9 protein-coding genes are annotated in these 12,067 nt (G+C 39.8%); 8 read left to right on the top strand and 1 reads right to left on the bottom strand.

Annotation, left to right across the window (positions count from 1 at the left end; translation table 11 throughout):
• Positions 1-204 precede the first annotated feature (204 nt).
• The 8 genes from HS960_RS03805 to HS960_RS03770 all read left to right on the top strand — a co-directional run bounded on the left by HS960_RS03805 (position 205) and on the right by HS960_RS03770 (position 10,713).
• Positions 205-687, top strand: coding sequence for a DUF4822 domain-containing protein (locus HS960_RS03805; protein WP_153848369.1), 483 nt, complete (start codon positions 205-207; stop codon positions 685-687).
• 384 nt (positions 688-1,071) lie between these two features.
• The gene (locus HS960_RS03800) at positions 1,072-2,175 is read left to right on the top strand and encodes a sensor histidine kinase (protein WP_182331310.1); all 1,104 of its coding nucleotides are present in this window, start codon (positions 1,072-1,074) and stop codon (positions 2,173-2,175) included.
• Positions 2,175-2,936 carry a LytR/AlgR family response regulator transcription factor gene (locus HS960_RS03795; RefSeq protein ID WP_182331308.1) on the top strand — a complete coding sequence of 254 codons (762 nt, stop codon included), beginning with the start codon at positions 2,175-2,177 and terminating at the stop codon, positions 2,934-2,936. Before HS960_RS03800 ends, HS960_RS03795 begins: the two co-directional genes overlap by 1 nt.
• Before the next feature lie 241 nt (positions 2,937-3,177).
• The gene (locus HS960_RS03790) at positions 3,178-4,296 is read left to right on the top strand and encodes an efflux RND transporter periplasmic adaptor subunit (protein WP_182331306.1); all 1,119 of its coding nucleotides are present in this window, start codon (positions 3,178-3,180) and stop codon (positions 4,294-4,296) included.
• A gap of 117 nt (positions 4,297-4,413) precedes the next feature.
• Positions 4,414-7,575: an efflux RND transporter permease subunit gene (locus HS960_RS03785; protein ID WP_153848365.1), complete on the top strand. Its 3,162-nt coding sequence runs from the start codon at positions 4,414-4,416 to the stop codon at positions 7,573-7,575.
• Position 7,576: 1 nt separating this feature from the next.
• Positions 7,577-9,013, top strand: a complete 1,437-nt coding sequence (locus tag HS960_RS03780; protein ID WP_182331304.1) for an efflux transporter outer membrane subunit — start codon at positions 7,577-7,579, stop codon at positions 9,011-9,013.
• A 291-nt stretch (positions 9,014-9,304) separates the two neighbouring features.
• Positions 9,305-10,174, top strand: a complete 870-nt coding sequence (locus HS960_RS03775) for a DMT family transporter (RefSeq protein WP_153848363.1) — start codon at positions 9,305-9,307, stop codon at positions 10,172-10,174.
• 173 nt (positions 10,175-10,347) lie between these two features.
• Positions 10,348-10,713 carry a VOC family protein gene (locus HS960_RS03770; RefSeq protein WP_182331302.1) on the top strand — a complete coding sequence of 122 codons (366 nt, stop codon included), beginning with the start codon at positions 10,348-10,350 and terminating at the stop codon, positions 10,711-10,713.
• Between the two features lie 81 nt (positions 10,714-10,794).
• Here HS960_RS03770 and HS960_RS03765 read toward each other — a convergent pair whose 3' ends face one another.
• Entirely contained in the window at positions 10,795-12,021 is a 1,227-nt protein-coding gene (locus HS960_RS03765; protein WP_159730952.1) for a DEAD/DEAH box helicase, read from the bottom strand.
• Positions 12,022-12,067: the final 46 nt, after the last annotated feature.

Here is a 12,067-nt window from a genome sequence, read left to right as displayed (position 1 = left end):
TTTATTTTTATCCGAAGCCCATTCTTCCATCACCTTTAATTGTTTCCATGTAAAGCAAACTAATAGCAAGCTTTTTCTTTTGTTTAACCTTCTTCTACAGCGCGATCTCATTCAATTTATAAATCCTTCAAACCTTGGAATAAAAGAGACAAATACAGCTGAAACAATGCGATTACTTTTGTGAGATCATATAAATTTTATAAAATGAGAGATTTAAAAAAAATTGCATTAGCGGTATGTATCGCCTTAAGCACACTAGTAGCGGTGAGTTGCAGTAAAGATGACGAAACTGTTGTTGAACCACAGCTTACACCAAGCGAAATATTGGCCAGTACCCCCTGGGAAACAACAAACGCAAAGAATAATAAAGGAGAAAGTGTAGTGTTAACAGATGCTAACGTGTCAAATTTTGTAGGATTTGCTTATTTCAAATCTGACGGTACATTTACAATGTTCAATCTTGACAATTCTCCCAAAATGCACGGCGACTGGACCGTATCTGCAGATGGTAAAACGAGAACAATTGTTGCTAAAAATGCTGCTGGTGAAACATTGTTTACTCGTGTGGTTGATATTACTGTATTAACGAAGAAAGAATTCACGTATAGAGTTTATCCAAACGCTAATGACAAAACGATCTATTTCGATATTATCCATACGCCAACAACGCATCAAGAGCCAAAATAATTTAAAGGATAATACATCGATACAATAGTTACCTCAATAAAACAGAAAGGCTTGACGAAATGATGTCAAGCCTTTCTGTTTATAGCTAAAAACGAACCCCATATCCAGAGTCATTCTTTGAAACTGTTATATCAATCGATCACAAAAAACAAATAACAACAAGATTTACAACCAATTAAAAAACAGGACACACGAATTTCATAAAGAATTCTATTCTGATATGTCAATACTAGATAATCTACCGATCTTCGTCAATATACGCCTGAGTGTATCAAATTGATATTTCAGTCGGGGCTTTATACGCTTCAGCAGAAATTTGTCGTCCAATACTAAAAGGAATTACGAAATTTGCATAGATTTCACCGATACATATAAGTTAAAAGAATGCAGGATATAGCGATCTATAAAAACGATAAGACTCTAATTAGTACAAATAAAAAAAGGCTGATATTTACCTTTCTGTCCTTTCTGCTTATTTATCTCGTCGCCTATATTATTGATCCTTTCTCGAGTTGCTGGGATGGCTATTTTAAACGGAATATGTTCGAAATACTCGGTGAATGGACATTTACAATCATTTACAGCTTTATCATTTCCGAATTTAGTATCATTGTCCATGACAAGCTTAATAAGTTCTTAACCTGGAAAGATAGTCCGACAGAGCGACTTCTACTTGAAACCGTCATCAACCTTTTTGCAGTACTCTTTATCAATTTACTTTTGGAATACCTCATTTCAAAATATTATTTTGGCCCTCAGAATGTCACTATAGCTCCATCTTTAGAGGAAAAAAGGGGGATGATTCAAAACATTACAATCAGTGTATTGATTGCGCTCATGATAATGGGTATCAATATCGGTAGTCATTTGATCACCAACTGGAAGAATGAATCCATGCGCGCTGCAAAGCTTGATCAGGTCATTCTTGAAACAGAACTTCAATCGTTAAAATTACAGATCGACCCCCATTTTGTCTTTAATAACCTGAGCGTGCTCTCAGAAATCATCCTCGAAGACCAACAATTAGGCTATGAATATGCAGAAAACTTCTCCAAAATATATCGCTACCTTCTTGTCAATTCCAAAAAGGACATTATCTCACTCGAAGAAGAACTCAACTTTCTAAATTCATACATATTTCTCATCAAAAACCGATTTGGCGATGGGGTAAACTTCGAAATAAACGTCAATCCTGCCAAACGCAATTGCCAATTACCTCCCCTTACCTTACAATTATTGGTAGAAAATGCACTAAAGCATAATCAGACAAATAAGAAAAAACCGCTGAAAATAAAGGTATACACCAACTCCCAGAATCAACTTGTTGTTGAAAATATACTAATCCCTATTGAGAATGTATCCGAATCATCGGGAATCGGGATTTCAAACATCATTAAAAGATACGATTTGCTATCCAACTTAAAACTGCAAATAAAGAATGATGGCAAAACATTTAACGTTATCCTCCCACTTTTAGCGCAAGCATAATGAATATAACCAAAGTATTAATCATCGAGGACGAAAAACTCAATGCCGATCGTTTAAAACGACTTTTGAAGGAAATAAAGCCATCTATCGTTATTTTAGATGTCCTGGATAATATCGCTGATAGCATCAACTGGTTCAATGGCAATGAACTTCCCGACCTGGTGATGATGGATATTCGTCTATCCGATGGTTTAAGCTTTGAAATATTAGAGACTATAAAAATAGATTGCCCAATCATATTTACAACAGCATTTGACGAATACGCTGTGAGGGCCTTTAAATTCAATAGCATAGATTATTTGCTTAAGCCTGTAGAAAAAACAGAGCTGGAAAATGCCATCCAAAAACTTGACTATCAAAAAGATCTCCAGATCAACCAACAACCGCTTCAAGGTTTATTGGATTTTATCTATCCGAAAGATTTTCGCTCGCGCTTTCTAATTCCATTCAAAGACGGCTATAAAACCGTTCTTGTTGAAGAGATATTATACTTCTACTCCGAATTTAAACTTACCCATGCGCAACTCAAATGTGGCACTGTCGAAATTGTCCCTCAAACAATGGAAGAACTCGAACAGCAATTAAATCCAAAAGTATTTTTTCGTGCCAACAGGCAATTCATTGTACATATAGATGCGATCAAAAGATTACATAACCACTTCAACGGAAAACTAAAAATAGAAATTAAAAATAACGATCAAGTGGAAATCCTTGTGAGCAGAGAAAAGGCTCAATTGCTGAAAACTTGGTTAGACTATTGATGTTAAAACTGATCCGCTTGCTCCTTTTACGTCAGAAAGGTAAAATAAGTTTTTCGGGATGAACAAGGGAATGTCAATCGATAAGACCAATATCTTCAACACAATTGGATCGTACCATTTAATATCGTAAAATTCAGATCATCACTGATACGTTTCAGTAAGCAATTGTAACGTCTCGGTAGATTTCTTTGCCTTATGGCTTAAAAGAATTCTTTTCTTTGTTTCATTATAAAATGATAAAATGGCACAAAGAACGATGACTTTAAAACCTTTCCTTACACTTATTACAGCAGCAGCATTATTATCGTCCTGTGGAGGCAACCAAGAACAACCGCAAGAGCAGGCAGTTACTGTTGACTTTATCGAATTATCTCCTACCCACGCGGAGACCGAAAAAAAATATCCTGGTACATTAGAGGGGACCGTCAACGTCGATGTCAAAGCGCAGGTAACTGGTTATCTTGATCAGATTTATGTCAAAGAAGGAGACTATGTATCCCAGGGTCAACCCCTTTTCAAAATAAAAGCTGATGTCTACAACGAACAAGTAAACAACAGCAAGGCAGCTTACCAAGCTGCTTTATCGGCAGAACAAAATGCGAAATTGGAGATTGAAAAAATCAAACCACTTGTTGAAGGTAAAGTGTATACCGAATTACAGTTAAAAACTGCAGAGGCCAATTATGCCACAGCTAAAGCGCAGGTAGCGCAAGCACAGGCTGCACTCGGTTCATCTCAAATAAATGCCAAATTTACGTTGATCAATGCACCAGTGAGTGGTTATATCGGCCGTATTCCTAATCGGATCGGAAATTTAATTACCGCAGCAGACGCGACACCTTTAACGACGCTATCTGAAATCAATACCGTAAATGTGTATTTTTCATTGAGTGAGGCCGATTTTATAGCCTTTATCAAAGATCAGAATAACAAAACATCCAATCAACAAGCAACGCTATTACTGGCTGATGGAACAGCATACAACCATTCGGGGAAAGTAGAGTTAGCTAGTGGTAACATCGACAGAACAACAGGAAGCATGGCACTTAAAGCAAGTTTCATCAATCCCGAAAAAATTCTCCGTTCGGGTGGCTCAGCAAAAGTAATCTTGAAAAAAGCGCATGAAAACGTATTGTTGGTACCTATGGCCGCTGTAAAGGATATTCAAGACCGCTATTTCGTGTATGTTATTGGTGAGAAAAATAAAATTTCCATGAAACAGATTGAAATTGCAGGAAATACCGCTGACGCCTACTTACTTAAATCAGGACTCACAGCTGGTGAAAAAATCGTTATGAATAGAATTGATATGCTTAATGATGGAATGCAAGTTCAACCGACTAAAAAATCCACCATGTAACAAGGATAGCAGGTATAGCAAAAGCTGAATTGCTCAAAGAAAGGCAACAAGCCTATACATTCAGTAATCACTTTTGAAAAAAAACGGTACTAAAAGCTTTATAAAATTTAAACTAAAATGTTAAAGAAATTTATTGACAGGCCAGTTTTGGCAACTGTTATATCTATCATATTTGTCATACTGGGGGTTATCGGTCTTTTTAGGCTGCCTCAAACGCGATTCCCGGATATCGCCCCGCCCACGGTCCAAGTTACCGGAAGCTATCCCGGAGGAAATAGCGAAACAGTATTGAGGTCAGTTGTTACACCCCTCGAAGAGCAAATCAATGGTGTGGAGGACATGGAATACATTACATCTACTGCAAGTAACGATGGTACATTCTCTGTGCGTATTGTCTTTAAAGCAGGTGTAAATCCAGATCAGGCAGCCGTAAATGTGCAAAACAGAGTACAACAGGCTACTCCTATCCTGCCACAGGAAGTTGTGCGAATGGGATTAACGACTTCCAAGCAACAAAATAGTATGATCATGATATTTAATATCTATACAGAAGATAATAAAAAATATGATGAACTATTTTTACAGAATTATGTGAACATCAACTTGATCCCACAGATCAAGCGTGTACCTGGGGTCGGTCAGGCCATGGTATTCGGTTCCAAAGACTATTCGATGCGTGTATGGTTGAATCCGCAAAAAATGGCGAGTTATGGACTCGTTCCACAAGAAGTCATTGCTGCAATTTCCAAACAAAGTCTGGAATCTGCACCTGGAAAATTAGGGGAAGAATCAAAAGCACCACTTGAATATGTCATACGCTATAAAGGGAAAAAGAACCTTCCAGAGCAGTATGAAAACATTATCGTCAAAAACAATGACGTTCAGATCGTTCGTTTAAAGGATGTCGCACGTATTGAGTTTGGCTCGATCAGTTATAGCGGTAATTCGCAAAATAACGGCCTCAATACCGTTACCATTGGTATATTCCAGACATCAGGCTCCAACGCCAATGAAATTGAAATCGGAATCGATAAACAGATTGAAATAGCGCAACGCTCTTTTCCTCCTGGAATCAAGATTTTTAAATTGATCAGTACCAAAGAACGCTTGGATGAAAGTACGGCTCAAGTACGTTCGACATTGATTGAAGCCTTCATATTGGTTTTCTTAGTTGTATTTTTGTTTCTGCAGGACATACGATCGACTATTATTCCAGCAATCGCAGTACCAGTAGCTATCGTAGGTACGTTCTTCTTCCTGCTGGTGTTTGGCTTTACCATCAATATATTGACGTTATTTGCCCTAGTACTCGCCATTGGTATTGTTGTCGATGATGCAATTGTCGTTGTCGAAGCAGTACACGGAAAGATGGAGACTTCCAACTTAACCGGTAAGCAGGCTACCCATAGTGCCATGAGTGAAATCACAGGGGCTGTAATCTCCATTACCTTGGTTATGTGTGCAGTTTTTATTCCCATTGGATTTATGACAGGTTCATCGGGCATGTTTTATAAACAGTTTGCCTACACCCTTGTTATTGCCATTGTGATCTCTGCGATTAATGCCTTGACTTTAACACCGGCACTCTGCGCATTATTGCTTAAAAATACGCACGCCGAAAATCACGATGGGCAGACCCCAAAAACAGGATTTTCTCAACGTTTTTTCAAAGCGTTTAACGCTGGCTTCGAAAACATGACCAACCGATACGTGGGTTCATTAAAATTCCTGGCAAAGAAAAAATGGATTTCGGCACTTTTGATCCTAGCGACAATTGGCGTTGCCGGATACCTCATGACAAGCACTTCCAAAAGTTTTGTACCAATGGAAGATGATAACTTTGTCGTATACAGTTTGGAAATGCCCCCAGGAACGGGACTTGATCGAACCACAAAAGCAGTAGAAAAAATCGAAAAACTACTTGCCGATATCCCTTCTATTGAAAGCCATACAAGTATTACTGGATTCAATATGATCGGTAACAACTCCAGCGCAGCCTATGCAACAGGATTCATACGCCTGAAAGATAAAAAGAAACGTGGTGAGATGAACGATATCGATCAGATTCACCAAGTTATCTCACAAAAATTATCCAGTGTCAAAGAAGGTAACGCAATGGCCTTTCGCTCCCCTCCTGTTGATGGTTATGGTATGATGAATGGAGCGGAACTCGTATTGCAGGACAGAGCTGGTAAATCGCCGGTAGAGCTAAAAGCAATGTCCGACTCCGTTATTGCGCAGATTATGAAACAACCAGGGGTACAGTTTGCCTATACCATGTTCAGAGCAGATTATCCACAGATGGAGTTAGAAGTAGATGAGGACAAAGCTGCCCAACTTGGCGTAGATGTCAGTGAAATGCTTTCGTCCGTTCAAACTTACTTTGCGGGTGACCAATCATTGAATTTCAATCGTTTCGGAAAATTCTATCGGATAGCAGTTAAAGCGGATGGCATCTATAGAACCGATAAAGAAGCCTTCAACGAAATATTTGTCAAGAATAATCTTGGCCAAATGGTTCCGGTGAATACCTTGGTCACCCTTCGTAAAGTGTATGGCCCTGAGTCGGTAACCCGTTATAATTTATACAATTCGCTCACGATAAACGTTGTTAGTACGCCTGGTATCAGTAATGGTGCGATCATGGAAACATTGGAGAAAAATGTATTGACCAAGTTACCGGGAGACTATAGCTACGAATGGACGGGACTTAGCTTGGAAGAGAAATCATCAGGCAATCAAACCGTACTTATCCTAGCATTAAGCTTGCTATTTGTATACTTCTTACTATCAGCACAGTACGAAAGTTACTTATTGCCCCTTGCCGTCCTGTTATCAATCCCAACAGGTATGATAGGTTCTTTCTTAGGAACACGTGCCATTGGATTGGACAACAATATCTACGTCCAGGTCGGCTTGATCATGCTCATCGGTCTTTTGGCAAAAAATGCCATTTTGATTGTTGAATTTGCTTTACAGCGGAGAAGAGCAGGCTCCTCACTCATTGATTCGGCTTTAGAAGGAGCAAGAGCTCGTCTACGCCCAATCTTGATGACTTCATTGGCTTTCATTGCCGGCATGGTACCTTTGATGTTTGCGACCGGCGGAACAGCTACAGGTAACCATTCAATCAGTACGGGAGCAGCAATGGGTATGTTAAGTGGTGTTATCCTCGGCGTAATCATCATACCGTTGCTATACCTGGTGTTCCAATATCTGCAAGAAAAAGTTTCGGGTAAAAAGCTTACGGACAATACAGTACACAATACAAACGATTAAAATGAAAAAATTTCATCACTATATAACAATTTTCGCAAGCACTACCCTGTTGTTGTCCGCATGCAGCGTGGGGAAAAAATACACACGTCAGGAGATAGTAATACCCGAAAATTTCAAAAACAGCGCGGTTGTCCTGACGTCTGATACGCTACAGCTATCCTGGCGTAAATTTGTACAGGATCCCTTGTTGACATCACTCATTGAGAAGGCATTATCCAACAATACTGACGTCAATGTTGCACTCCTAAATATGCAACAATTGGAACTCGCGTACAAGCAGTCTAAGAAAGGGTTACTGCCGACAGCTGATTTAAGCATTGGAGCGAATAGAACCTGGTTATCGAGCAATTCCTTGAATGGCTCGCTGAGTGACCAATTTATCGGGACACCTTATATGGACGATTATAGTGCCACGCTCAGATTATCTTGGGAAGCCGATATCTGGGGAAAGGTAAAAATGCAAAAAGAGGAATCCTTAGCCAATTTTTTTGGCCAAAAGGAAAATTTATCGGCCCTGAAAACCCGGGTTATTGTACAGGTCATCCAGTCCTATTATAATCTGATTGCTTTGGATGAGCAGCTTAAGATTGCACAAAGAAATGTTCAATTGAGCGATAGCACACTGAATATGATACGTTTGCAATACAACTCATCACTGGTCAGTTCGCTTGCCGTGGAGCAAGCCGAAGCTCAGAAGAAAACTGCTGAATTGTTGATTCCCCTAGCCCATCAAAACATGGCTGTAGAAGAAAATGCACTGAGCATTCTTTGCGGAGGTTTCCCCGAGGACATTCAACGTACAGCAAGTTTAGATGATACAATTGTTGGAGACGGACTTGCCACAGGGGTGCCGGCCGAACTCTTGAGCCGCAGACCAGATGTCAGAGCAGCTGAATACGCGGTTGTGGCAGCGACAAGCAGAATGGGACTCGCCAAAGCAGCGATGTACCCTTCCATAAGCTTGACACCATCCATTGGTACAAACTCCATTCAATTTAACAAATGGTTTGATCTACCGGGATCGATCGTAAAAACAATAGCGGGGAATATTGCACAGCCAATTTTCCAGAAAGGTGCTTTAAAAACAAACTATGAAATATCGGTCATCGAACGTGAGAAGATAGCTTTGCAGTTTAAACAGTCGGTTATGGTCGCAGTTTCAGAAGTTTCGGATGCCTTGGCAAAAATCAAACATACGGAACAGCGCCTGCAACTTATCCATGCCAAATCAAATGCCCTCGCCAAAGCCACCGCTGATGCCGCCTTACTTTACAAAAGTGGGATGGCAAACTATCTGGAGGTGATAACTGCCCAAAACAATGCGCTCCAAAATGATTTGGAACGTATTACAGTAAAACGGGAAAAGCTCAATGCAGCCATAGATCTTTACCGTGCATTGGGTGGCGGAACAGACGCTTTACCGCCAAATACGCCATAGAATCACAAAATAAAGGCAACGGACTAAATATATGCCCCTAGAAGCAAAGACTTTCTGGGGGCTTTTTCATTCCTTTTTTGCAGCTGCGCCCAAAATTCCCTATCTTCGGGTAAATACAAATATGATGAATAGAACGAGTTGTCTTCCTCCTCCAGTAGCGTAATATTTTTCTCAAATATTACTGAAGCACAATGCCAGAAATGGACTGATTTGCTGTGCTTCTTATTTACTATCAATTTTATTATTTAACACCTTTCGTCCTTAATGGACGGAACTGGAAGACAATTTCTTATGAAACATTCATATTTCATGCTGCACCTTGCTGTGTTGTGCCTGGGACTATCTGGTGTATTTGGAAAAGTGATTTCACTAAACGAAGGGATACTCACATGGTACCGTGTATTTTTAGCTGCCGTTATCCTATTTTTTATTCTAAAATGGTATAAAATACCTACAGATTTTACGTTCAAAGAGAAACTGCATATTGCAAAAAATGGGCTACTATTGACAGCATCCTGGCTATTATTCTATGCTAGCATCAAATATTCAAACATTTCCATCGGCGTGATCTGCTACTGTATGGCAAGTTTTTTCACCGCTATTTTTGCACCGATGATCAATAAAACGAAATTCAGATTGTCTGAACTTCTGTTGAGTGGACTTACGTTGTGCGGTATTGCACTGATATTTCACTTCGATACCTCACACCAGCTTGGCATAGTCTTAGGGATAATTTCTCCGGCTTTTGCCTCACTCTATGCGGTTCACAATGAAAAATTGACCAAAAAGTACAACGCAATATGCATCAACTATTATCAAATGATCGGTGGAACAATAGGGCTGGCATGTCTACTTCCTTTTTACATTCAGCATTATCCAATCAGCACTTTCATTCCCAATGCCCTGGATATTTTTTACCTGCTTATTCTATCCTTATGTTGCACAGTTGCTGTCTATCTCGCATTTACAGAAATCTTAAAGAAGATATCGGCATTTACATTGAACTTAAGCTTAAATCTTGAGCCAGTATATGCTATTTTGATTGCATTTTTATTTCTTAATGAAGCAAGAGAATTAAACCTATCCTTCTATGTAGGACTGTTTTTGGTTGTTTCATCTGTGCTATTACAATATTGGATCAGCAGTAAAAAGAGCGCTTAACAACCTCCATTCATTTCCCAGTCCAACTAAGATTGGGAAATGAATGTTGAAAAGAAAATGCGTGTCATTTTCAACAAAGCCTTATATTTATAAAACGGTTTGGGTTTTAATTCCAAAACCGACACAACCGATCAAGCAATTTATTATACATACATTAAATAGATAGTTCCGTTATGAGCAATAGCAGTACAGAAAACAAATTTGTCAACCAGCAGATCCAATACCTTGAGTTTGTATCAAGCGACCTTGAACGTGCCAAAGCATTCTACACAACGAGTTTTGGCTGGGAGTTTACGGACTACGGGCCAGCATATACAGCTTTTGGCGGGAAATATGTGGATGGTGGTTTCACACTTGGCAACCCAATAAATGGCAGTATTCTCGTCGTTATCTATGCCGACGATCTGCAGGCTACGCGTGATCAGGTTATCCGCGCTGGCGGGACTATATTAAAAGATATTTTTAGCTTTCCCGGTGGAAAGAGATTTCAGTTCCAGGATCCTGATGGATATGAATTGGCCGTGTGGACTGTTGAATAAAATAGTGGACTGTTGAATAAAATATATACTCAAATGCAAAGCCCCCACATTTTTCTCATATGGGGGCTTTGCATTTTAAAATCAGGCTCTTTTAGCTTTCTGATAGTTTTTATTTTTATTCCTATTGAAACGCTTCTTCTTATGCTGTGGATTCTTTTTGGCAGGATTGTAAATGGGCCCTGCTTCAAACCCCTCTGGCAATGGAAGTTGTTCAATCGTATAACCTATTAAATTCTCAATCTGAGCAAAACGGTTTTGGTCTTTCTCATTGACAAAGGTAATGGCCGTTCCTGTAGTTGCTGCCCGCGCAGTACGTCCAATACGGTGTACGTAGTCTTCCGGATCCGGTGGAACATCATAATTAACGACCAAACTGATCCCCACCACATCGATACCGCGAGATATCACATCTGTCCCTACCAGTACCCGCACCTGACGAGACCGGAATCTGGCCATAATATCTTCCCGTTTCGACTGTTCGAGATCCGAATGGAAACCCTCCGCATCAATCCCCTGCTTCTGTAATTCCTGAGCGAGAAGTTTGACCGTAGTTTTTTGGGATGCAAAAATAATAACAGATACATAATTGGGATCCTTCAGTATATTCTTCAGGAGCTCCATTTTCTGTTGATCATAGGCAAGATATACACGTTGATCTATCCCTTCCGAAGGTTTAGAAATGGCAATATTGACCTCCACAGGCTCCTGGAGAATTTTTCGGGCAAAAGATCTGATCTTCATCGGCATCGTAGCCGAAAACAAAAGCATCTGCTTTTTCTTCGGTAAATAACTTACAATACGTAAAATATCGTCTTGAAACCCCATATCCAGCATACTATCAGCTTCATCCAAAACAAAGTGCTTTAAATGAGAGAGATCAATCTTCATGGAGGTAAGATGGCTTATCAACCTTCCCGGCGTAGCTACAATGATATTTACCCCCTCTCGTATAGCCCGTTTTTGCTGTTCGTAGCCCATACCGTCGCCCCCACCATAAATGGCTATGGATGTTGCACCCGTGTAATAAGACATGCCCATAATCTGCTGATCAATTTGCATGGCAAGTTCCCGGGTTGGGACAAGGATAATTGCAAGAATAGATTCCCTTGAATTCCGTGCTATTGCATCGAGGATGGGCAACATATAGGCTGCTGTTTTACCTGTACCTGTCTGTGCGCAGGCAATCATATCTTTTCCCTCTTTAATAATCGGGATGGTCTGTTCTTGGATCGGCGTAGCCTCCTCAAACATCATACTTTCTAAACCTTCTTCCAAAGCTGGAACAAAGCCAAATTCATCAAATCTCAACGTATTGTTTTTATTGTTGTGCCCTAAATTACTAAATCTAATTCAT

Origin of the sequence: Sphingobacterium paramultivorum (assembly GCF_014109745.1) — a bacterium.
Classification (GTDB): domain Bacteria; phylum Bacteroidota; class Bacteroidia; order Sphingobacteriales; family Sphingobacteriaceae; genus Sphingobacterium; species Sphingobacterium paramultivorum.
This window is presented reverse-complemented; position numbering and strand designations above follow the sequence as displayed.

What these genes read in the sequence shown, in the direction of transcription:
- HS960_RS03805 (WP_153848369.1), top strand. Translation starts at nt 205, where the DNA reads ATGAGAGATTTAAAAAAAATTGCATTAGCGGTATGTATCGCCTTAAGC.
- HS960_RS03800 (WP_182331310.1), top strand. Translation starts at nt 1,072, where the DNA reads ATGCAGGATATAGCGATCTATAAAAACGATAAGACTCTAATTAGTACA.
- HS960_RS03795 (WP_182331308.1), top strand. Translation starts at nt 2,175, where the DNA reads ATGAATATAACCAAAGTATTAATCATCGAGGACGAAAAACTCAATGCC.
- HS960_RS03790 (WP_182331306.1), top strand. Translation starts at nt 3,178, where the DNA reads ATGGCACAAAGAACGATGACTTTAAAACCTTTCCTTACACTTATTACA.
- HS960_RS03785 (WP_153848365.1), top strand. Translation starts at nt 4,414, where the DNA reads ATGTTAAAGAAATTTATTGACAGGCCAGTTTTGGCAACTGTTATATCT.
- HS960_RS03780 (WP_182331304.1), top strand. Translation starts at nt 7,577, where the DNA reads ATGAAAAAATTTCATCACTATATAACAATTTTCGCAAGCACTACCCTG.
- HS960_RS03775 (WP_153848363.1), top strand. Translation starts at nt 9,305, where the DNA reads ATGAAACATTCATATTTCATGCTGCACCTTGCTGTGTTGTGCCTGGGA.
- HS960_RS03770 (WP_182331302.1), top strand. Translation starts at nt 10,348, where the DNA reads ATGAGCAATAGCAGTACAGAAAACAAATTTGTCAACCAGCAGATCCAA.